The 22045-nt window shown below is 69.7% G+C and carries 14 protein-coding genes and 2 tRNA genes; 8 read left to right on the top strand and 8 right to left on the bottom strand.

The window, feature by feature from the left end; genetic code table 11:
• Window positions 1-57 precede the first annotated feature (57 nt).
• Window positions 58-3123 (top strand): DEAD/DEAH box helicase, encoded by a 3066-nt coding sequence (locus C5B99_RS05390; protein WP_104240759.1) that lies wholly within the window; start codon window positions 58-60, stop codon window positions 3121-3123.
• A gap of 61 nt (window positions 3124-3184) precedes the next feature.
• Here the strand turns inward: C5B99_RS05390 and C5B99_RS05385 are convergent.
• Window positions 3185-3258: transfer RNA gene (locus C5B99_RS05385), tRNA-Gly, on the bottom strand.
• Between the two features lie 142 nt (window positions 3259-3400).
• Here C5B99_RS05385 and C5B99_RS05380 point away from each other — a divergent pair.
• Window positions 3401-3477: transfer RNA gene (locus tag C5B99_RS05380), tRNA-Pro, on the top strand.
• Between the two features lie 235 nt (window positions 3478-3712).
• Window positions 3713-5341 (top strand): Mur ligase family protein, encoded by a 1629-nt coding sequence (locus tag C5B99_RS05375; protein WP_104240758.1) that lies wholly within the window; start codon window positions 3713-3715, stop codon window positions 5339-5341.
• Between the two features lie 45 nt (window positions 5342-5386).
• On the opposite strand, the gene C5B99_RS05370 is transcribed toward C5B99_RS05375, so the two are convergent.
• Entirely contained in the window at window positions 5387-6811 is a 1425-nt protein-coding gene (locus tag C5B99_RS05370; RefSeq protein WP_104240757.1) for a DUF2252 domain-containing protein, read from the bottom strand.
• Between the two features lie 104 nt (window positions 6812-6915).
• Entirely contained in the window at window positions 6916-7365 is a 450-nt protein-coding gene (locus C5B99_RS05365; RefSeq protein ID WP_104240756.1) for a GNAT family N-acetyltransferase, read from the bottom strand.
• 111 nt (window positions 7366-7476) lie between these two features.
• On the opposite strand from C5B99_RS05365, the gene C5B99_RS05360 reads away from it, so the two are divergent.
• Window positions 7477-8139 carry a DUF6891 domain-containing protein gene (locus C5B99_RS05360; protein WP_104240755.1) on the top strand — a complete coding sequence of 221 codons (663 nt, stop codon included), beginning with the start codon at window positions 7477-7479 and terminating at the stop codon, window positions 8137-8139.
• A 149-nt stretch (window positions 8140-8288) separates the two neighbouring features.
• Window positions 8289-13784: an SCO7613 C-terminal domain-containing membrane protein gene (locus tag C5B99_RS05355; RefSeq protein ID WP_146081947.1), complete on the top strand. Its 5496-nt coding sequence runs from the start codon at window positions 8289-8291 to the stop codon at window positions 13782-13784.
• A gap of 29 nt (window positions 13785-13813) precedes the next feature.
• Here the strand turns inward: C5B99_RS05355 and C5B99_RS05350 are convergent, their stop codons facing one another.
• The 3 genes from C5B99_RS05350 to C5B99_RS05340 are packed head-to-tail and all read right to left on the bottom strand — an operon-like array spanning window position 13814 to window position 15922.
• Window positions 13814-14776 carry an Fpg/Nei family DNA glycosylase gene (locus tag C5B99_RS05350; protein WP_104240753.1) on the bottom strand — a complete coding sequence of 321 codons (963 nt, stop codon included), beginning with the start codon at window positions 14774-14776 and terminating at the stop codon, window positions 13814-13816.
• Window positions 14769-15314: a ribose-5-phosphate isomerase gene (locus C5B99_RS05345; RefSeq protein ID WP_104240752.1), complete on the bottom strand. Its 546-nt coding sequence runs from the start codon at window positions 15312-15314 to the stop codon at window positions 14769-14771. The genes C5B99_RS05350 and C5B99_RS05345 overlap by 8 nt, the downstream gene beginning before the upstream one ends.
• Window positions 15314-15922 (bottom strand): DsbA family protein, encoded by a 609-nt coding sequence (locus C5B99_RS05340; protein WP_104240751.1) that lies wholly within the window; start codon window positions 15920-15922, stop codon window positions 15314-15316. The genes C5B99_RS05345 and C5B99_RS05340 overlap by 1 nt, the downstream gene beginning before the upstream one ends.
• Before the next feature lie 83 nt (window positions 15923-16005).
• Between C5B99_RS05340 and pepN the strand changes: the two genes are divergently transcribed.
• Window positions 16006-18561: an aminopeptidase N gene (gene pepN, locus C5B99_RS05335; protein WP_104240750.1), complete on the top strand. Its 2556-nt coding sequence runs from the start codon at window positions 16006-16008 to the stop codon at window positions 18559-18561.
• A gap of 82 nt (window positions 18562-18643) precedes the next feature.
• On the opposite strand, the gene C5B99_RS05330 is transcribed toward pepN, so the two are convergent.
• Window positions 18644-19123, bottom strand: a complete 480-nt coding sequence (locus C5B99_RS05330) for a glutathione peroxidase (protein ID WP_374953225.1) — start codon at window positions 19121-19123, stop codon at window positions 18644-18646.
• Window positions 19124-19231: 108 nt separating this feature from the next.
• On the opposite strand from C5B99_RS05330, the gene C5B99_RS05325 reads away from it, so the two are divergent.
• Window positions 19232-20158, top strand: a complete 927-nt coding sequence (locus C5B99_RS05325) for a mechanosensitive ion channel family protein (protein ID WP_104240748.1) — start codon at window positions 19232-19234, stop codon at window positions 20156-20158.
• Window positions 20158-20610 (top strand): globin, encoded by a 453-nt coding sequence (locus tag C5B99_RS05320; RefSeq protein WP_104240747.1) that lies wholly within the window; start codon window positions 20158-20160, stop codon window positions 20608-20610. Before C5B99_RS05325 ends, C5B99_RS05320 begins: the two co-directional genes overlap by 1 nt.
• A gap of 40 nt (window positions 20611-20650) precedes the next feature.
• On the opposite strand, the gene gdhA is transcribed toward C5B99_RS05320, so the two are convergent.
• Window positions 20651-21997, bottom strand: a complete 1347-nt coding sequence (gdhA, locus tag C5B99_RS05315; RefSeq protein ID WP_104240746.1) for an NADP-specific glutamate dehydrogenase — start codon at window positions 21995-21997, stop codon at window positions 20651-20653.
• Between the last annotated feature and the right edge of the window lie 48 nt (window positions 21998-22045).

Raw genomic sequence — 22045 nt, 5'->3', positions numbered from 1 at the left:
CGCCGCACGAAGCGCCGAGGCAAGACCGGTGGGGGTGGTGGTTCGTAGACTGCACCGGTGAGCAATCCGAGCGAGAGTCCCACGCAGGCGTCCTGGCGCAGCGCACTCGGGCGACTCCTCGAGCAGCCTGCCGCCCCGGTGGAGGGCAACGCCTCCGAGCGAGTCGTGCCGCTTGCCCTGCAGTTCGAAGTGCGTGAGCTCATCCCGCGCACCATGTACCGCTGGAACGGACCCACGTCACGCCGCGCGTTCACGGGCGACGACGGCGCGGCCACGGCGCTCGACGAGCTCCGACTCGGGGCGCGACCCGTCATGCAGGGGGTTCGCGGCAAGTGGGTGAAAGGAGATCTCACCTGGGCGAAGCTGCAGCACCTGCGCGGGCGTCGAGACCTCGACCCGCGGCACCAGGCGTGGTTCGCGCAGTTCTTCGCGGTGCACCGAGCCGCGCGCCCGCCAGAACCGGGCCAGGACAGCGAATGGCTCTTCCTCGACGAGGCGCAGAGCCCCGTGATGTGGACGATGCTCCAGGAGGCCATCAGCCTGGACATCGCCTTCGTCGGCACGGGCAAGCGCGCCAGCATCACGCTCGAAGCCGGCTCGAGCCTCACGCTCGACGCCAAACGGACCCCGGGCGGATTGACCGTGGCGCCACTCCTCACCATCGGGGATGCGCCCGCCGACTTCGAGACGGCCCGACCGGTCGGCGACCACGGCTTCTACGCCTTCGACGCCGACGAGCCCGACCGCATCCGCCTCGCCAAGAGCGACACGAGGCTCTCCCGCCAGCAGCTGGCCCTCCTCGATCCCGGACGCGCCCGCAGGACCGAGTTCACGGTACCGAGCGACGACGCCGACGAATTCGAGCGCTCGCACCTGCCAGAGCTCGCGGCGCACCTGCGGCTGGGCAGCGCAGACTCGTCGGTCCGCATCCCTGAGCCGACACCTCCCGAGCTCATCCTCACCACGACGTTCGGCCCCCGGCACAGTATCGAGCTGCGCTGGCGATGGGCCAATCCTCGGTCCCTCGCCGCACCGCCCGCACTCTCGAGCGTGCTCGAGGAGGGCATGCTCCCGCGCGACTGGATGCCGGAGGACATCGACTCCCCCGGAGCCCTGCCCGCTCGGGTCACCCTCTCGCAGATCGAGGCGGCGCGCTTCGCGGCCGAGACCCTGCCGCTGCTGGAACGGCTCTCGGGCATCCGAGTCGAGACCGTCGGCACGCCACCCGCCTACCGGGAGCTCCGCGGGGCCCCGAACCTGACCGTCACGACCGTGCCCACCGAGCGGCACGACTGGTTCGACCTCGGGGTCACCGTCACCGTCGACGGCAAGGTGATCCCCTTCACGAAGCTCTTCAAGGCCCTCGCGCTCGGGAAGCCGAGACTGCTGCTCATCGACGGCAGCTACCTCTCCCTCAAGCACCCGGCGTTCGAGCCGCTGCGCGAGCTCATCAGCGAAGCGCAGGGCCTGAACGAGTGGGAGCCGAACCGACTGCAGATCAGCCGAAGGCACGCCAGCCTCTGGTCCGACTTCGAGGACCTCGCCGATGAGGCCGAGCCAGCCGTCGAATGGCGCGAGCTGCTTCACGAGCTGCGGGAGGACACCCCCTCGCCCATCGAACCTCCCCGGGGGCTGCACGCGTCACTGCGCCCGTACCAGCAGGAGGGCCTCAACTGGCTCGCGTTCCTCTGGCGGAACAAGCTCGGCGGCATCCTCGCCGACGACATGGGCCTCGGGAAGACCGTGCAGACCCTCGCCCTGGTGCAGCACGCACGCGAGCAGGCTGCCGATGGGCGCGAACCGGCGCCGCTGCTGGTCGTCGCACCGACATCGGTCGTGTCGAACTGGGTGTCGGAGGCCGCCAGGTTCACCCCCGAGCTCACGACCCGGATCATCGACGCGACCCAGGCCAGCTCAGGGCGCCGCGTCGCGGACGTCGCCGAGGGGGCGAGCATCGTCGTCACGAGCTACGCCCTCTTCCGACTCGACTTCGAAGCCTACCGCGGCGTCGCCGAAGACACCGGATGGTCGGGGCTCGTCCTCGACGAGGCCCAGTTCGTGAAGAACGCGAGCTCGCTCGTGAGCGAATGCGCGAGGGACCTCGAGGTGCCGTTCAAGCTCGCCATCACGGGCACGCCCCTCGAGAACTCGCTGACCGAGCTGCACGCGCTCCTCGCGATCACCGCCCCTGGCCTGTTCCCCTCGGCGAGGCGGTTCGGGGAAGAGTACGTGCGCACGATCGAAGGCAAGCGGCACGGCGTGAGCGATGGCGTCGGTGCCGGACTGAGCGAGCCCGCGAGCGCCGAGGTGCGAGCCAAGCGCCTCGCGAGACTGCGAGCGCGCATCCGCCCCTTCCTGCTCCGACGCACGAAGGAGCGTGTCGCCCCCGAGCTGCCGGAGAAGCAGGAGCAGACGCTCTTCATCGAGCTCAGCGAGGAGCACCGCGAGCTCTACGACCTCTACCTCCAACGCGAACGCCAGAAGCTCTTCGGGCTGCTCGAGGACCTCGACAAGAACCGATTCATCGTGTTCCGCTCGCTCACGCTGCTACGCCTCCTTGCGCTCGACCCCGCGCTCATTCAGGCGAGCCTCGACGGCATGCCGCCGGGTACAGTGCCCTCGAGCAAGCTGGACGCACTGCTGGAGCACCTCACGGACGTCGCCGCCGAGGGGCACCGGGCGCTGGTCTTCAGCCAGTTCACCTCGTACCTCAAGCTCGTCGCCAAGCGCCTCGACGCGGAGGGAATCCCCTACGTGTACCTGGACGGCGCGACGACGAAGCGGGCAGAGGTCATCGCCTCCTTCAAGGAGGGCACGGCCCCCGTGTTCCTCATCAGCCTCAAGGCGGGCGGGTTCGGCCTCAACCTGACGGAGGCCGATTACGTGTTCCTGCTCGACCCGTGGTGGAACCCGGCGAGCGAGGAGCAGGCCATCGACCGCACGCACCGCATCGGGCAGGAGCGTCGCGTCATGGTCTACCGGATGATCGCGGAGGGCACGATCGAGGAGAAGGTCATGGCGCTCAAAGATCGCAAGTCGAAGCTCTTCAACGCCGTCATCGACGACGACGAGCTGTTCAGCACCGAACTCTCGGCTGAGGACATCAGGGAGCTGCTGCGGTAGCCGAGGGGCGTGGAAGCACGAAGCCCGGCCGAGCCATCTCTGGCTTGACCGGGCTTTTCTCTGGAGGGGCTGACGAGAATCGAACTCGCATCATCTGTTTGGAAGACAGAGGCTTTACCACTAAGCTACAGCCCCGAATCGGGACGAAGAGAATGCTACCCCATCTCGGCGAGGTCCGTGAACTCCACCCTCCATCAGCGAGTCGCGTCCGTGGATGTGGTCCGCGTAGCCCCGGGAGTCCGGTAACATTACCTCCGGTTCGCCGCGCGATCGGCACCGGGGTGTAGCTCAGCTTGGTAGAGCGCCCGCTTTGGGAGCGGGAAGTCGCAGGTTCGAATCCTGTCACCCCGACCAGCATCCTCCTGCAGCTTCGAGCCAGGCAAGACCCCCTCTCGAGGGGGTCTTTTTCGTCGGCTCATGCGCCGCGCATAGACGACTCACACGTTCGTCATGTGGCCCGCATATGCGTCGTCGTTATCTTCTTGTTATCTGCACGCTGGCGTGACTGAGGTCCCTCGCACCGGCGTCGGCCGAGGCGTTGCAGTGAAGGCCACCCGCGGCGCCCCAGCGCCCTCCGAGAGGAACACCATTGCAGTCAGATCTCGCACGCCCCAACAGCCCACACGCTGTTCCCCTCGCCACGATCGCGGCTGCGACCGGCGGGATCGTCTCGCCCACGAGCGACGCCATCACGGTGACCGGGGTCTCGAGTGATTCCCGGCGCATCCGCCCGGGTGACCTCTACGTCGCGATCCCCGGTGCACGGATGCACGGCGCAGACTTCCTGCCAGCGGTCGTCCGGGCCGGCGCGGTCGCCGTGCTCACCGACGAGGCCGGCGCAGCCAAGGCCGCCGGGTTCGACCTGCCCGCCATCGTCGTCGAGAATCCGCGCGAGGTCATGAGCGTCGCTGCCTCGACCGTCTTCGGCACCGGGATCGCCACGCCCCAGCTCTTCGCGGTGACCGGCACCAACGGCAAGACGACCACGAGCTACCTCCTGCACGCGCTCTTCCTCTCGCTCGGCATCAAGGCCGGGCTCTCGGGGACCGTCGAGCGCATCGTGGGCGAGGCGCGGCTCGAGACCCGTCTCTCCGGTCGGCTCACGACGCCCGAGTCCGACTACCTGCACGGCCTCGTCGCTCGCATGACCGAGGACGACGTGCAGGCGGCCGCGATCGAGGTCTCCTCCCACGGCCTCGACGGTGGGCGGGTCGACGGCCTGCCCTTCGAGAGCGCCATCTTCACGAACCTCTCGCAGGACCACCTCGATGTCTACGGCACGCTGGAGAACTACTTCGCGTCGAAGCTGGTGCTCTTCACGCCGAGGCACGCGAAGCGCGGCGTCATCGCGATCGAAGACGAGTGGGGGCGCCGCGCGGCGGCCGAGTCGCTGATCCCCGTCGTGACGGTCGCACGCGACACCGCGGAGGGCGCAGCCGACGCCGACTGGGTGCTGCACATCGACGCCGAGGGCCTCGAACGCACCGACTTCACCCTGCGGGGCCCGAACGGCGAGGAGCTCACCTCCAGCATCGGCCTCCCCGGCACCTTCACGGCGCTCGACCTCGCGCTCGCGATCGTCTCCGTCATCGGCACCGGACTCGCGTCGCTCGAGCAGATTCGGGAGGCGCTGAGCGCCACGGACGGGCTCCACCCCGTTGTCCCGGGTCGCCTCGACCTCGTCTCCGGCGAGTCGGAGCTGCGCGTCTACGTCGACTACGGACACACGGCAGCGTCCTTCCGCGCGGTGCTGCACGCCCTCCGCCCCTTCACCCCCGGCCGGCTCTTCATGATCTTCGGTGCCGACGGCGACCGAGACAAGGGAAAGCGCCCGGAGATGGCGCGCGCCGCGAGCGAGGAGTCGGACGTCGTCATCGTCACCGACTACAACCCGCGAACGGAAGACCCAGACGGCATCCGCCGCACCCTCGTCAAGACGATCCGCGCCGAGTTCCCCGAGCGGGAGCTCTACGAGATCGCCGACTCGGCGACCGGCATCGATCACGCCGTCGCACTGGCCGAGCCCGGAGACCTGATCTTCGTCGGCGGGCACGGGCACCGGGCCGACGTCGAGGTCGACGGCCGCATCGTGCCGTACTCGGCGCGCGAGGCCGCCGTGGCCGCGCTGCGCGAGCACGGCTGGCTCGCGCCGGAGCCGCCGAGCGCCTTCGGGTCGGCGGATGCGGTCACCGACGCACAGCAGCGCCGCGCCTCCTAGGCTCCCGGGCGGCCGGGGAAGCGAGGCGATGCCGCACACAAGACCTCAGCGGTCGGAGACCGCCTCGAACTCCCCGCGGTCTCTCGCCGCGAGCAGCTCGGCGTAGTCGAGCGCGGACTGCTCGGCGTAGCCGATCGCCCACTCGGCCATCGCGCCGTCGAACGAGCCGCTCTTGCCGAGGTACCCGGCGATCATCGGCGCGATGGGGCTCTGCGCGTGGGCGCGTGCGAGGAGCGTGCCGCACGCCTCCCCGTACTTCGAGAACTCCGACGGCGTGAGCTGGTCGAGGTCGACCGAGCCCTTCATATCCCTGAACTGCCGCACATAGAAGTCCCTTGGGACGCCGTCCTCATCCTCGAAGCGCAGGTAGCCGAGGAACGGATCGGAGACGGCCTGCAGGATGCGCTGGCAGCTCACCACCCGGTACCCCTCTCCGAGTTCGTCATACTCGCGGCGAGATCGCGCCTGGAGGAGCCTCCTCGGGTCGACGTGGCCGTAGGCCTCGAGCACCGACGGCGGCGCCTCCTTCACCTGCAGCACGAGCGCCTCCCCGCCTGGCCCCGTCAGGATCAGGATGAAGCACCGGGTGCCCACGCTCCCGACCCCGACAGCACGCCGCGCGACGTCCGTGAGCGTGAAGTTGCCGAGCAGGAACGCCACGTCGGTGCCGACCGTCGCACGGTACCGCTCGAAGAGCTCCTCGACGCGCGCCTCTGCCTCGGGTGAGATGTGCGTCATAACGGGCGGGTTCTCGACGATGAGCCTGGTGCCGTCGGCCGCCCGCTCCGTGAGCTTGTCGACGAACTTCTGCGACGTGCGCTTCCTGGCGCTCTTCGTCGCCTTCGCGAGCACGTCCTGTGCCTCCGTCCTGAACGAGGGATGCGCCACGTCGGTGTCGAGCCGCAGGTAGTAGCGGTCGAGGGCCGAGTGGCCCACCATCTCGCGCATCCCCTCCCGGTAGGCGGCCGCGGCCTTCCTCGCCGCCTTCCTCGTCTGCTCCTCGGTGAGTCCGAGGTCTCGGGCGCCGACGACCACGCTCGCCACGAGCCGCTTCAGATCCCACTCCCACGGCGCAGACGCGGCTTCATCGAAGTCGTTGAGGTCGAACACGAGCGTGCGCTGCGGCGAGGCGAACAGCCCGAAGTTGCTGAGGTGCGCATCGCCGCACGCCACCACCTGGATGCCGGTGCTCGCCCCCTGGGACAGGTCGTGCGCCATGATCGCGGCGGTGCCGCGATAGAACGTGAACGGACTGTCGAGCATGCGCCCCATGCGCAGCGCCACGAGCTCTGGCAGTCTCGCCTCGTTCTGCTCGGCGAGGATCGCCCGGGGGTCGCGCTCGCCAGGGACGAAGATGGCGTGCTCGACGTGCGGCTGCGTCTTGCGGAGCGCCTTGCCCGCCGCGTAGAGCTCGTCGCGAGTCGGCCGGGGCGCGCGATCGCGCTGCAGACGGCTGAGGTGTGTCGGCATGAGGGGCCTTCCTCGTCGAAGTGTCGAGCTCCGGCTCGATGAGGCTCAGTCTCTCGCGATTCGGTGAACGCCGAGAGACGCCGTCGCGACCGAGCGTCGCGGGGTCACGACACGATGTCGTAGGTCACCCACGCCGTCTGCTTCGCGACCGAGTCGTAGAGGCGCCGAGCCGTCGCGTTGTCCTCAGCCGTGATCCAGCGCACGACGCTGAGGCCAGCATCCTCGGCGTACTCGCCGAGGTGCAGCAGGAGGGCCCGGCCCGCGCCGCCGCCGCGGGCCGCCGGGGAGGTGAAGAGGTCGTCGAGATACAGCCCCGTGGTGGCGGAGAGCGGTCGAGCGAAGCGACGCACATGCGCGATGCCACCCAGCTGCCCCTCCGCGTCGACCGCGACGAAGCCGTGCGACTCGTGGGCCTCGTCGCTCAGCCACGACCAGACGGTGTCGATCTTGGCCTCGTCGGCGGGAACCCCGTAGAACGCCCGGTAGCCGCGATAGAGCTCCCGCCATTCCCGCTCGTCCGACGCAGTGACAGGGCGCACATTCCATTCAGTCATGCGCCAAGTCTCGCCCCAGCCCGCCGGAAAGCTCCAGCAGACTCGGCGGGAAGGCGACCCTGAACAGCTCACGGTTGGACGTTCCACCCGTGGAGACGTAGAGTCTCCGCCGTGGATCTGTTCAAGTACCTCCGCCCAGCCTCGAGCACCCCCCAGGCCGAGCACCAGCCGCACGGCGTTCACAACGCGCGGGAAACCCTCCGCGCTCGGACCGTCGAACTCATCCGACCCGGCTTCGTCTCCCTCGACGAGGCCCTCGAGACCGCTGGCTCGTTCGCCGAGGACGAGGCGCTGCCCGTCCGTCCCGATGAGATCGAGCGGATCGTCACCGCCACCTGGGACGACCTCGCCGACTGCCAGCGAGACTGGGCCAGCGAAGGCGACTACGAGAAGCTCCGAGCCGCGTTCGCCGACCTCGAGCAGGCCGGCGTCGTCGCGCGCATGAACTTCGCCTGCTGCCAGAATTGCGGGCACGCCGAGATCGAGGCCGAGAGGACCATCGGCAAGCACGTCGGCTACGTCTTCTTCCACCAGCAGGACGCGGAGCGCCTCGCCGGTGACGACGCGGAGCTGCTCCTCGCGTTCGGCACGTTCGCGGCCAGCCCCTCGCAGACGGCGGAAGAGCGCGCGGAGGCGGAGCAGCAGCTCGGACGTCTCGTGGCCACGACCATGCGCAGCAACGGCCTCGCGGTCGAGTGGGACGGGCAGACGTCGTCTCGCATCGCCGTCTCCATCAGCCACTGGCGCAAGCGCCTCCCGTTCGTCGGCGCCTGAGCGCGTCTCGGGCCCAACTGCCCGGCTGATCTGGCCGGGCAGTCCTCCCCCGCTCCCGCTTTCGCCTCCCCATTCTTGTCCGGAGAACGGCATCCTCGCGGCTCGCTCGCTAGGCTGACGCCCAGACAACCCCGGGGGGTAGACGCAGAGTGACTGACGCAGGAATGGGCAGACAAGCCCAGAGGCCACGGTTCCCGAAGACGCTCGGCGATCTCACCGACCCGAGCAAATGCCCTTCGTGCTTCGAGACCTATGGCGCTCCAGGGCCGTCCTGCCCCGCCTGCGGCTTCACCCGCGACTCGGCGGTCATCAGCCATCTTCTCGACCTCGGCGCGCAGGCGCGCGGCCCCCTCCTGGCCCGCGGTGAGTTCATCGTCGCGGCGAACGAGCAGGCCAAGGCGAAGGCCCGCGCGGCGCGACAGGACCAGCTGGCTCGAGCCGAGCAGACACGACTCCGGGAGGAGGAGCGGGGCAGGAGCCGGGCAAGCGACGCGCTGCTCGCGGCCGACCACGCAAGGCTCCTCGGAGGAGCCGCAGGGCACCTCGGGGCGGATGCCGCTCCGGCTCCGGCTCCGCGGCAGGGACAGGGACAGAACACGCAGCAGCGCGGCCAGCACGTGTCCGCGCCGGCGCAACAGACGACGCAGCACCCGGCGGAGACCTGGGCCACGCAGCGCACGCCCTCCGGGTATCAGGCACCACCGGCCCAGCACCTGCCGCCCACCCCGCCAGCTCAGCCGCCCCGGCCCCGTCGCTCGAGCGTCCAGCTGCTGCTCCTCGTGCTCGGCATCGGGCTCCTCAGCATCGCAGCGGTCGTCTTCCTCACCTTCGCCTGGGTCGTCTTCGGCGTCGAGGTCAAGGCGGCCATCACCGCCGGCGTGACGCTCGCGGTCATCACGACCGCCAGCATCCTGAAGCGCCGGAGGCTCTCGGCCACGGCGGAAGGAATCGGCGCGCTCGGTGTCGTGCTGGTCGTCCTCGACGTGTGGGCCGTCCAGGCCACGGGTCTCCTCGGTGCCGGCGACGTGCCGGGAACGCTCTACTGGGGCATTGGCCTCCTCGTCGCGACGGCGGCCTTCGAGGCCTGGCATCGCCTCTCGCACCTGCGCGCCCCTGGCATAGCCGCGAGTCTCACCGTGCTGCCCGCCCTCGCCCTCACCGCGGCCGGAGCCACCGCCACGTTCCTGTCCCCCGTGCAGCGCCTGGTCCTCGCCCTCGTCTTGGCCGGTGCCGCCTCCGCGCTGCACGTTCTACTGCGCGTCAGGCCGTCCGTCTCGGCCGCGACGCAGGGCCCACCCGCCGCCGACTCGTTCAGCGGTGCAACTCCGCGCTCGCTCGAGCGCTGGATCCTCTCCGTCACAGGCGTCGTCGCCCTGGCCGGCGGCGTGCTCTGCGGCGCGGCGGCGGCAACTGGCAACGACCCCTGGCTCGGGTACGCCTTCCTCTTCCTCATCGCGGCGGCCTCGGCGGCCCTGCTGGCGTGGCTCGTCAGCCAGGAACGCGGAGCACTCGCCGCACGCAGCCTCCTCATCGCCTTCGGCATCCTGACGGCGCTCTCGCTCGGGGCAGTCCCCCTGAGCTTCACCGGGGCCGTGCGCCTCGCGCTCTCGCTTGCGGTCATCCCGATTCTGCTGGCCGCAGCCCAGGTGCTCAGATCCCGACTCGCCGCGACAGCACGCCCGCAGTCCGCCGCGTTGCAGCTCGCGGTGACCTCGCTGAGCTTCACGACGCTCGCAGCGGCTGCGGTCCCGGTGATCTCGCTCGGCCTCTCGGTCGTATCAGCCGACTCCGTGCTGTCCTTCGCCGCCGCTGACCAGGCCGGAATGGCAAGGGCGCTCTCGGGCGCCGAGCTCCGCACCTGGTGGGCCATCGCGGGTGGTGCGCTCGGGCTCGCCGTGGCAGCAGGGCTGCTGCAGCTCGTGCCCGGCCGGATCCGGCAGCTGACCCCCGCCTTCACGGCGGCGGGATCGTTCCTCGCGCTGTGCGCCGCCGCGAGCGCTCCTGGGGCGCCCGCCGTCACCATCGCGAACCTGCTGATCGCCGCGGCCTCCGTCGCGGGAGCGATCGTCCTCTCCCGCGAGCGGCTGGCCGCACCTGCCGCCGCAGTCCCCACGACTGCCCTCAGAATCGTGCTCCAGTGCGTCGCCGGCGTCGCGATCCTCGCGCTGCTGGCGGCGGGGCTCGCGGTGCGACCCGTCGAGATCGGCGCGCTTGTCGTCGGCGCTGCGCTCACCTTCGGGCTCCGGTTCTCGGCCGGGCGCACCTCACCGCTCCGGCCCGTCCTCACCGCACTCACGGCCGCGCAGCTGCTCGCCGTCCCCCTGCTCGTCGCGTTCGTGCGGGGCGCCTGGAGGACCCCGGAGCCATCGGGGACGAACCTCGCCATCACGTGCTCCTACCTCGGCATCTCACTCCTGCTCGCCGCCTCGCTGCTGCTCCCACGACCGTGGCTCTCCGCCGCCGAGCGCATCCTGCTCGCCTCCGCGGCAGCCCTCCCTGCCTTCGTCGCCTCCTTCGTGCTGCTCGCGCTCCTCGGGTCGAGCGCGGCGCGAAGCGACGACGGCGCCCTCCTGACGGACGCCGGTTGGCCGCTCGGAGCCCTCTGGGTGAGCTGCGCCGCGCTCGGCGCGCTGCTGTGCGCCGCGGTCGTGCTCGTCGCCCTGCGCCGCCGGCAGGACGAGGATGCACCCGCCGTGGTGCCGCTCCTCGCCGTCCTGCCCCCAGCCCTCTGGGCAACGCTCGGGGCGCTCGTCACGGCGTTCGTGACGGCGCAGTTCCTTCCGCCGGTCGTGGCCTCCCTCGGCGTCGCCGCCGCCGCGCTGGCTGCCGGTGGCACCCTCGCGGCCCGACTTCGCGGCGCTCAGGGAAGCAGGGTCCTCTCCGCCGAGCTCGCAGCCACCGCCGTCGCGCTCGTCTCCCTCGTGAGCACGCCGTTCTTCACCGGCGCCTTCGGGTCGTCCGCCGGGGCGCAGTACCTCGCGGCGACGATCGCGACCTCGGCCGCCGTGCCGGTGCTGCTCGCGATCTCCCCCGCAGGGCTGTTCCGCGCGCGAGGACGAGCCTCGATCGCCTGGATCGGCGTGGGCCTCCTCACCGCCGCCTGGTACGTCTTCGCCACCGGCACCCCCGGCATCACGAGCTCCGAGGGCGTCCATCTCCCCGCCGGAGTCCCGCTTGTCGTCTCCGCGCTCCTGCTCTGGTGGTTCGGCCGGGCGCGGAGCGCTGGCGAGCCGGCACGAGCGGCCGCCTTCGTCCTCGCCGGCGGGCTCGTGCTCTCGACGGTCGTCCCCGCGATCAACTCAGCCGAGACGACCACGGGCACGCTGCTGTACTTCCTCGTCGGCATCGTGGTCGCCCTGGGGGTCGCCCTTGCAGCGAGCATCCTCAGCGTCCCAGCCCACGCGCGTCCGCTGCTCGTCTCGCTGAGCGCCTCGGCCGCCGGCGTGGCCGTGCTCACGGCGCTCGCCCACGTCCAAGCGAACCTGACCGGCGACCTCAACCCGCGCGGCGTGCTCACCGGCCTGATCACGAGCGTCGAGGCACTCGTGTGGCTCACGGCCTGCGTCCTGCTCGTCGGCACCGTGTCGTGGCTCCTGCTGCGCCGCGTCTGGGCTGCGGATGAAGCCAGCGCCCGCCGCAAGCTGCTCATCGCTCTCCTCGCAGCGACCGGCGGCGCCGTCGTCATCGCGCTCCTGCTCACCACCCGGTTCGAGAGCGCCATCCTGCTGCTCGGCCTGGCGCTGCTCGCGGGCCTCCTCGCAGCCGTCCTGCCCGATCGCCTCGTCACCGCCGCCGGCCGCGCCGGACTCGCCCTCGTCGGCTTCCTAGCGCTCGCATCCCACGGTGTCGCCGTGGCGGTCGGCACACCCAGCGGGCCGAGCAGCCCATGGATTCAGCAGCAGACCGGCATCACCGTGCTCCTCGTCGGCCTCGTCGCGGCAGCCATCGTCGTGATCGCCCGAGTGCTCTCCGCCCCGAACCTGCTCGTGAGACTCGCCAGCTACGCCACCACGGTCCTCGCGACCTGGCTGCTCGTCGACCACGTGCAGGCCATCGGAGTCGAAAGCCTCTCCCCCGTGCAGATCGCCGCCGCAGCCGGAGTCATCGGAGCGCTCACCGCCCTGGCCGGTGTGCTCCTGGCTCCCGAGGGAACGCGCCGAGGAGACGGGATCGCGCTGCGCGCGCTCGGCCTCCTGACGGCGCTGGCCGGCGTCCCCCTGGCAGCGGGAGCCTCACGCGCCCGAGTCGAAGGGTTCGCCGATTGGAGCGCGCTTCCGACCGCAGTCGCCCTGCTCGCGGCCGCCGCCATCGTCGCGAGCCTCCACGTCGGGGCGCGCTCGCCGTACGCGATCCTCCGCTACCTCGGCGTGCCGGTGCTCGCGCTCGCGTGGGTCTGGGAGGTGCTCGGGAACTGGGACGGCTCTTCGTTGTTCGTGGCCTTCGGCGGAGCGTTCCTCGTGTTCTTCGCAGCCGGCACCGCGACTGCCGCGACCGGCCGTCTCGGCGACGAGCCCCGTCCGCCAAGCGTCGAGAGCCTCCTGTGGCTGGCAGCGGCACCCGGCATCTGGCTCAGTGCGGGCGCGATCGCCGCGGTCGCGCAGCCCCTCGAGGAACCCGGCGCCCGCATCCTGTCGCTCTCGGTGCCGGAGCTCGCACTCGCCATCCTGACCCTCGCGCTGGTCGTCGTCTGCACGGTCGCGCCCGTTGCACCCCGGATGCGCGCCTCGGCCAACGCGCTCGGCGTCGGCTCGTCGATCTCGGCCGCCGTACTCGGCCCCGCCCTGGTCATCGCAGCGCAGGGCCCCCTGACCCCGGTCACCCTGCCGCTCTGGGGTGTCCTGCCTGCCTGCTTCGTGCTGCTCTTCGCGAGCGCGCTGTGGCGGCGCCAGCACCAGCTCGAGAACCCGCGCCTCGCCGCGCTCGCCTCGACGGTGCTCGTGCCCCTCGCCATCACGGCGCTGGTGCTCTCCGCCCTCCCGAGCGTCCTGCGACGCGAGGTCGAGAACGGCCAGCAGGTCGCACTCACCTGGGTCCTGGTGCTCTGCGCCGTCACGCTGGCGAGCCTGGTCCGCCCGGAGCTGCTCCCCACTCTGGCGCCAACGCAATCCGCGCCCGGCGCTCGGCCCTCGCTGCGGGTCCCCGTCCTCGCGTTCTCCGCCGCCGCCCTCGTCGCCATCATCGGCGTCGTGGCTACCGAGACCCCGGCCCCCTGGCTCGAGCTCGCGACGGCACCCCTCGGCGCCACGCTGCTGGCGGGAGGCCTGTTCTTCCTCGACAAGCGCCCCGCGCTGCGCAGCTGGGCCGCGCTCACCCCGGGCCTGGCCCTGCTGCTGGTCCCGAGCTACCTGGCGCAGTTCGCCGACCCGGCGCCCTGGCGTCTCATCGCCCTCGGCCTCGGCGCGGTCGGCGTCACCGTCTGGGGAGCCACGCGTCGCCTCCAGGCGCCGCTCGTCTTCGGCGCGATCATCACCGCGCTCCACGCGGTCACCGCGTTCCGCCAGCAGCTCGCCGTCGTCGCCGGCGTCGTCCCCTGGTGGGCGTGGCTCGCACTCGCGGGCACGGTGCTCGTCGTCATCGCGACCACGTACGAGGCGCGACTGCGCGACGCGAAACGCGCCGCCGCGTCCATCCGCTCGCTCAGGTGAGCGCGCCGGCTGTCAGCTCGCGAAGAACGTCAGAGCTGGCAGCCGGGGCACCAGTAGAGCTTGCGGGCCTGCATCTCCTCGAGGGCGATGGGAGTTCCGCAGACACGGCACGGCTCCCCGGCACGGCCGTAGACCCAGTGCCGGTCCTCGCGGTTCTCGAGGGCCGCCGCCTTCGCCTTCCCGCGAAGCCCGTCGATCGTCATCATCTGGCCAACCTCGACGCCGATCTTGAGCAGCTTCGTCCAATCGCGCCACAGCTCCCTGAGCTGCTCGTCGGTGAGCTGCGAGGTCGGCGTGTGCGGGTTGATGCCCGCCCGGTAGAGCATCTCGGCCCGGTACACGTTGCCGATGCCGCTCACGATCTGCTGATCCATGAGCACGATGCCGATGGGCGTGCGCTTGCCCCGCGCACGCTCGAGGAAGCGCGCCTCCGCCTTCGCGCCGCGGTCGACGAGCGGGTCCGGGCCCAGCTTCTCGATGCGCGCAGCGACCTCGTCGCCCGTCATCAGCTCGCACGCGGTCGGACCACGGAGGTCGGCACACGTCTCCGCGGTGAGGAGCCGCAGCCGCACTGCCCCGACGGGCTCCGGCGGCCACTGCGAGAGCTCCTGCTCGCGCTCAGCCTCGGCCATCTTCAATCGCGTGCGCCTCGGGGCCCCGATGCTCGAGAGCGAGGTCTCACCCCGCGAGTCCTCGATCGTCACGCCGGGACGCTTGCGCGAGTACTCGCCGGTCTGCCCGAGCGTCGTCGAGACCTGACCGGAGAAATCCCAGGCACCGTAGATGCCGAGGTGCACGCGCAACCAGACGCCGCCCTCGAACCGCGAGAACATGTGCTTGCCGACCGCGAAGGTCTCGACCATCTCGCGGCCGTCGATCTCGGCAGCACCCTCGACGAAGCGCCCCTGCGGCGATGACGCCGCGACGACACGCCCCGCATAGTTCGCAGTGAACTGGCGGGCTATTCGGTGGACGGAGTGACCCTCAGGCATTCCCCGCCGGCGTCTCAGACTCCACCATCGGCGGCACGACGGTGCCGACGGCGCCGAGCACCGACTTCCCGGCGATCTTGCCGGTCTGCTCGTACTCGGCGAGCTGCGAGATACGGCGCAGATGGCGCTCTTCTCCCGGGAACGGCTCGGCGATGAAGATGTCGATGAACCGCAGCACATCCACGATCTCGTGCTGCCTCGCGCCGATGGAGATCACGTTCGCGTTGTTGTGCTCGCGCGCCAGCTGCGCCGTGGCGTCGCTCCACGCCAGCGCCGCACGCACACCCGTGACCTTGTTGGCCGCGATCTGCTCGCCGTTGCCAGATCCGCCGAAGACGACGCCGAGCGACTTCGAGCCGTTGGCCCAGTCGTTGGCGACAGCCTGCGCGGCGTTGATGCAGAACGACGGGTAGTCGTCGAGGGCGTCGTACTCGGACGGGCCGTGGTCGACGACCTCGTGACCCTGATCGCGCAGGTGCTCCTGCAGCTGCTGCGAGAACTCCAGTCCAGCGTGATCCGTCGCCACGTGGATGCGCATCAGTCGAACACCGGTCCGCGGGTGCGGCTGCGCTTGAGCTCGAAGAAGCCATCGACCGACGCGGCCATCACGACGCCGTCGAACAGGCGAAGCGCCTCCTCGCCCTTCGGCGCAGGAGAGACGACGGGGCCGAAGAAGGCGACGCCGTCGATGGCGATGATCGGCGTTCCGACCTCGTCACCGACACGCTCCATGCCGGAGAGGTGGCTCGCGCGGTAGCGCTCGTCGAACTCGCCGGCGTCGGCGCGCTCGACGATCGACTCGGGGATCTCCAGCTCGGTGATCGCCTCCTGCAGCACCTCGTCGCGGTCCTTGCGGCCACCCGGGTGGATGCGCGTGCCGAGCGCGTCGTAGAGCGCCTTGACCTTCTCGTTGCCGAGGTCCTGCTCGACGCCGGCGACGACGCGGCCGAGGCGAGAGGTTCCCTGCAGCATGTCGCGGTACGACTGCGGGATGTCCTTCTCCTCGTTGAGGAGCTCGAGGCTCATGATGTGCCAGGTGATGTCGAGGTCACGATGGCGAGCGACCTCGTCGATCCATCGCGAGGTCATCCAGGCGAATGGGCAGATCGGGTCGAACCAGAAATCTACTTTGATCGGTGCGGGCATACGCATAAGCCTACTCGGCAGGACTAGGCTGGCCGCGCCGCAAGCCCGGAACCTCCGGGCTCCCTCACACCAAAGGAGCTGGAATGCCCGGAGAGAACCTGACTCGCGCTGAGTCGGTCGAGCGTCGAGGAGTTGTGCTCGGCGTCGAGCACTACGACGTCGCACTCGACCTCACGACGGGTCCTGAGACGTTCCGCTCGATCACGACGGTCACGTTCTCGGCGGTTCCCGGCTCGTCCACCTTCATCGACGCCATCACACGCCAGGTGCACAGCGTCGTGCTCAACGGCGAGGCGCTCGACGTCGCCGCCGTGAACGACGGGGTGCGCATCCAGCTGCCGAACCTCGCCGAGCACAACACGCTCACGGTCGACGCGGACGCGATCTACATGAACACGGGCGAGGGCCTGCACCGCTTCGTCGACCCCGCTGACGGCGAGGTGTACCTCTACTCGCAGTTCGAGGTGCCCGACTCCCGCCGCATGTTCACGGTGTTCGAGCAGCCGGACTTGAAGGCGAACTTCACGTTCCATGTCACGGCCCCCGCGGCGTGGCAGGTCATCTCCAACGAGCCGTCGCAGGCGCCTCAGCCCATCGACGGCGAGCGTGCCGTCTGGCACTTCGCGACGACGCCGCGCATCTCGAGCTACATCACGGCGCTCGTGGCCGGCCCGTACACGGTCGTGCGCGATGAGCTCACCTCCATCGACGGACGCACGATCCCGCTCGCCGTGTACTGCCGCACGTCGCTCGCGCCGAACCTCGACGCCGACAACATCTTCCGCACCACGAAGCAGGGCTTCGAGTACTACGAGAAGGCCTTCGGGGTTCCGTACCCGTTCACGAAGTACGACCAGCTCTTCGTGCCCGAGTTCAACGCGGGCGCCATGGAGAACGCCGGGTGCGTCACGTTCACGGAGACCTACGTGTTCCGGTCGAAGGTCGCGGATGCGGTGCGCGAGCGCCGCGTCGTCACGATCCTCCACGAGCTCGCCCACATGTGGTTCGGCGACCTCGTCACCATGAAGTGGTGGAACGACCTCTGGCTCAACGAGTCGTTCGCGGAGTTCATCTCGACGCTCGCGACCGCTGAGGCCACCGAGTGGACCGAGAACTGGGTCACCTTCAACGCCAGCGAGAAGTCGTGGGCGTACCGGCAGGACCAGCTGCCCTCCACGCACCCGATCGTCGCAGAGATCCGCGACCTCGACGACGTGCAGGTCAATTTCGACGGCATCACCTACGCCAAGGGCGGATCGGTCCTCAAGCAGCTCTTCGCCTGGGTCGGCCGCGAAGCGTTCTTCGCCGGCATCAACGCGTACTTCCAGAAGCACGCGTGGGGCAACACGGAGCTGCGCGACCTGCTCGTGGAGCTCGAGACCACAAGTGGCCGCGACCTCACCGAGTGGAGCGCCAAGTGGCTCGAGACTGCCGGAGTCAACACGCTCCGCCCCGTCTACGAGCTGGACGAGCAGGGGAACTTCGCGTCGTTCGCCATCGAGCAGACGGCGACCGCCGAGCACCCCACCATCCGTCCGCACCGCCTCGCGATCGGCCTCTACAACGTGCAGGGCGACGAGCTCGTGCGCATCCACCGCTTCGAGCTCGACGTCGACGGCGCGCGGACCGAGGTGCCGAGCTTCGTGGGCGGTGCGCTCCCGGACCTCATCATCGTGAACGACGACGACCTCGCCTACGCGAAGATCCGTCTCGACGAGCACTCGGTCGCCACGGTGCAGCAGCATCTCCCGAAGCTGCGTGCTCCCCTGTCCCGCTCCCTCGTCGTCAGCTCGCTCTGGGACGCAACCCGGGATGCGGAGCTGCGCGCACGCGACTTCATCCGCACCGTTCTCGGCGTCATCGGCACCGAGACCGAGTCGACGACTCGCCGCACGGTGCTCGGCCAGCTCATCTCCGCAGCCAAGTTCTACACGGCGCCGGAAGACCGGGCCGAGATCGTCGAGGTCGTCACCGACGAGCTCTTCGAGCTGGCCAAGCAGGCTGAGGCGGGATCGGACGCGCAGTTCAGCTTCGTCAAGTCGTTCGCCTCTCTCGCGGAGAGCCCAGCGCAGCTCGATGCCGTCGCCGCGCTCTTCGACGGCACGTTCAAGCTCGAGGGCCTCGACATCGACACCGACCTCGGCTGGGAGCTCCTCTACGCGCTCGTCGCGGGCGGCCGCGCCGGCGAGTCCGAGATCGCGGCGAGGCTCGAATCCGACCGCACGGCGGACGGCGAGCGCAGCGCGGCACATGCCCGCGCGGCGATCCCGACGGCCGAGGGCAAGGAAGCGGCCTGGGCGTCCGTCATGGATCGCTCTGACGCCACCAACGCCATCGTGCGCGCCACCGTCGCGGGCTTCGACCGAGTCGCCGACGAGGCGCTCCTCGAGCCGTTCGTCGACCGCTACTTCGGTCACATCTCGACGATCTGGGCCGACCGGAGCTTCCAGATCGCGGAGACCCTCATCGAGGGCTTCTTCCCCGCAGGCCTCGCGACGGCACGCGTCCGAGACGCCGCCGACGAATGGCTCGCGAACAACGAGGGGGCGGCGCCCGCGTTCCGCCGCCTGATCATCGAAGGCCGCGCCGGAGTGGTGCGCGCCCTCGCCGCTCAAGAGCGCGACGCGCAAGCAGAGTAAGCACGGCAACGCGAAGAGGTCGCCTCCCCCTGGGAGGCGACCTCTTCGCGTTGCAGCCGGCGGTGTGCTGCGGGTCGAGGCGCTACTCGGCGAGTGCCGCCTCGATCGCCGCGACGACCTCCGGAGCGTCCGGCTCCGTCGTCGGGCGGAAGCGGGTGACCTTGCCGTCACGTCCGATGAGGAACTTCTCGAAGTTCCAGCTCACGCGGCCGGCCTTGCCGTTCGCATCCGGAGTCTTCGTCAGCTCCGCGTAGAGCGGGTGCTGCGACCGGCCGTTGACCTTGACCTTCTCGAACATGGGGAAGCTGACGCCCCACGTGAGCGAGCAGTACTCCTTGATCTTGTCCGTGTCGGAGTACTCCTGCAGGAACTGGTTGCTGGGGAATCCGAGCACCGTGAAGCCCTGCGCGCCGTACTGGCGCTGCAGCTCCTCGAGCTTCTCGTACTGCCCCGAGAGGCCGCACTTCGAGGCGACGTTCACCACGAGCTTCACCGGCTCGTAGGTGGCGAGCTTCTTGGCCTCGCCGTCGATGGTGGTGACTTCGATGTCGTTCACGTTCAGGCTCATACGTGTGGCAACCGGAGCAGGCGCCCGCCTATTCCGTATCGACGCAGCTCGGACGTGCCTCACACGAGACGGATAGGCGCATCCGCCTACACTCGAGGCGCTATGGCAGAATTCTGGACTTCCCTCACGACCGCGCTCGCCCCCTTCGACATCCCCATCACGATCGTCTTCTACATCCTCGGGGCGTTCGTGTTCCGGTGGATCCTGCTGCGGCTCATCGACCGCTCGGTGAAGCAGATCGTGAGCGGCGTCAAGAAGAAGCGCGGGGTGACGGACACACAGGCCATCTCGGTCCGCTCGCCGCTCGCAGCGGTGAGGACGGTGCAGCGCACGCGCACGATCGGGTCGGTGCTGACGAACATCGTCAACGTCCTCATCGTGGTCATCCTCATCGTCATGATCATCGCGAAGATCGATCCGGGCATCCTCGCGTCCCTCTCCCTGCTGAGCGCGGCCGTCGGTGCCGGTCTCGGTTTCGGCGCGCAGCGCATCGTCGGCGATGTCCTCAACGGCCTCTTCATGGTCATGGAGGATCAGCTCGGCGTCGGCGATGTCATCGACATGGGCGAGGCGACGGGTGTCGTCGAGAAGGTCGGCGTGCGCATCACGCAGATCCGCGACGTCGAGGGCACACTGTGGTTCGTCCGCAACGGCGAGATCCAGCGCGTCGGCAGCTTCTCGCAGGGCTGGAACCGCATCGTGTTCGACCTCGCGGTTCCCTACGAGACGTCCCGCGCGCACGTCGAGCGGGTCATGCTCCATGCGGCGAAGGAGCTCACCGAAGACCCGGACTGGATGGATTACTTCATCGGCACTCCCGAGATGTGGGGCATGGAGTCCATCTCCTCAGACGCTGTTGTCCTGCGCCTCACCATCCGCGTCCGCCCCGGCACGCGCTGGGAAGTGGAGCGAGAGCTGCGGGCCCGCACTCAGGACGCGCTAAAGTCGGCCGATATCAACCTGCCGTCCCTGAAGGCGATCGTGCTCGATGGGGCTGACGGACAGCCGACGGCCGGAGGAGCCGCCTGATGACGAACAACCCCATCCACCTCCGAGCCTCAGAGGGCGGGGGCTCTGCCCTGCCGACGCTCTACGACGAGATCGGCGGCATGCCCGCCTTCGACAAGCTGGCCCACGCGTTCTACGAGGGGGTGCGCGACGACGAGCTCATGTGGCGCATGTACCCGCAGGACGACCTCGAGGGAGCGACCTGGCGACTCGGCCACTTCCTCGCCCAGTACTTCGGCGGGCCGAGCGAGTACAGCGCAGAACGCGGACATCCGCGGCTCCGGATGCGCCACAACGCGTTCCATATCAACCCGGAGGCGAGAGAGCACTGGCTTCGGCACATGCACGCGGCCATGGACCAGCTCGATCTCTCCCCCATCCACCGCCAGCAGATGGCCGACTACTTTGACCGCGCGGCGACCGCGATGGTGAACACCTTCGAGCCGAGCCCCGGAGCCGAGTCCGCCTCCTGAGCCCGGCCCGAACGGCCGTGGTCGCCCGACGCAGCCGCGGCTAGACGACGCCCTGCGCGAGCATCGCGTCGACGACCCGCGAAAAGCCGGCGATGTTCGCGCCGATCACGTAGTCGCCCGGCTTCCCGTACTCCTCCGCCGTCTCGCTGCAGCGCGTGTGGATGTCGCGCATGATCTCCGCGAGACGCGCCTCGGTGTACTCGAACGTCCACGAGTCGCGCTGCGCGTTCTGCTGCATCTCGAGCGCACTCGTCGCGACACCGCCGGCGTTGGCGGCCTTGCCCGGGCCGAAGAGGACACCCTCCTCCGCCCGGAACCGGTCAGCAGCCTCCTTCGTGCACGGCATGTTCGCCCCCTCGGCGACGACCCGCACGCCGTTCTTGACCAGCGCCGCGGCAGCATCCCCGTCGAGCTCGTTCTGCGTCGCGCACGGCAGTGCGATGTCGACGGGAACGTGCCACATCGCGGCGGCGCTCGACAGCGCCTCCGCTCGCCCGCCCACGCGGTCGACGTACGCCCCGACACGCTTCCGCTCGACGAGCTTCAGCTGCTTGAGCACCTCGACATCGATGCCGTCAGGGTCGTACACCGCACCGGAGGAGTCGCTGGCCGAGACCACCTTCGCTCCGAGGGCCACGGCCTTCTCCATCGCGAAGATCGCGACGTTGCCGGAACCGGAGACCGCGACCTCCTTGCCGTCGAGGTCGTCGCCCTTGGTCTTGAGCATCTCCTGCGCGAATAGCACCGTCCCATAGCCAGTCGCCTCGGGTCGGACCAGCGACCCGCCCCACGTCATGCCCTTGCCCGTCAGCACGCCGGCCTCGAAGCGGTTGGTGAGGCGCTTGTACTGACCGAACAGGTAGCCGATCTCGCGCCCGCCCACGCCGATGTCGCCGGCAGGCACATCCGTGTGCTCACCGATGTGCCGGTACAGCTCGGACATGAACGACTGGCAGAAGGCCATGATCTCGCGGTCGCTGCGCCCGCGCGGGTCGAAGTCGGCGCCGCCCTTCCCGCCGCCGATCGGCATGCCTGTGAGCGCGTTCTTGAAGATCTGCTCGAAGCCGAGGAACTTGATGATCCCGAGGTTCACCGACGGGTGGAAGCGCAGGCCGCCCTTGTAGGGGCCGAGCGCCGAGCTGAACTCGACGCGATAGCCGCGGTTCACCTGCACGTGCCCGTTGTCGTCGACCCACGGCACACGGAAGATGATCTGCCGCTCCGGCTCGCTCAGCCGGCGGATGACCGCGAGCTCGAAGTACTCGGGGTGGCGCTCGAGCACTGGACCGAGCGTGTCGAGCACCTCGGTCACTGCCTGATGGAACTCCGGTTCCCCCGCGTTGCTCGCGAAGATGTCCTTCTTGAGCCGTTCGATGCTGCGGTCCATGGGTTTCCTCCGGGGGTGCGGCGCACAGGGTGCGCGGGTGCTGAGCGA

It is taken from the genome of Pseudoclavibacter sp. Z016 (genome assembly GCF_002931215.1).
GTDB lineage: Bacteria > Actinomycetota > Actinomycetes > Actinomycetales > Microbacteriaceae > Pseudoclavibacter.
The sequence above is the reverse complement of the archived record's forward strand: the minus strand, read 5'-3'. Positions and strand labels throughout refer to the sequence as shown.

Excerpts from the sequence above, each read along its gene's own strand:
- C5B99_RS05370 (WP_104240757.1), bottom strand. The coding sequence starts at position 6,811 with ATGCCGACACACCTCAGCCGTCTGCAGCGCGATCGCGCGCCCCGGCCG.
- C5B99_RS05365 (WP_104240756.1), bottom strand. The coding sequence starts at position 7,365 with ATGACTGAATGGAATGTGCGCCCTGTCACTGCGTCGGACGAGCGGGAA.
- C5B99_RS05350 (WP_104240753.1), bottom strand. The coding sequence starts at position 14,776 with ATGCCTGAGGGTCACTCCGTCCACCGAATAGCCCGCCAGTTCACTGCG.
- C5B99_RS05345 (WP_104240752.1), bottom strand. The coding sequence starts at position 15,314 with ATGCGCATCCACGTGGCGACGGATCACGCTGGACTGGAGTTCTCGCAG.
- C5B99_RS05340 (WP_104240751.1), bottom strand. The coding sequence starts at position 15,922 with ATGCCCGCACCGATCAAAGTAGATTTCTGGTTCGACCCGATCTGCCCA.
- pepN (WP_104240750.1), top strand. The coding sequence starts at position 16,006 with ATGCCCGGAGAGAACCTGACTCGCGCTGAGTCGGTCGAGCGTCGAGGA.
- C5B99_RS05325 (WP_104240748.1), top strand. The coding sequence starts at position 19,232 with ATGGCAGAATTCTGGACTTCCCTCACGACCGCGCTCGCCCCCTTCGAC.
- C5B99_RS05320 (WP_104240747.1), top strand. The coding sequence starts at position 20,158 with ATGACGAACAACCCCATCCACCTCCGAGCCTCAGAGGGCGGGGGCTCT.
- gdhA (WP_104240746.1), bottom strand. The coding sequence starts at position 21,997 with ATGGACCGCAGCATCGAACGGCTCAAGAAGGACATCTTCGCGAGCAAC.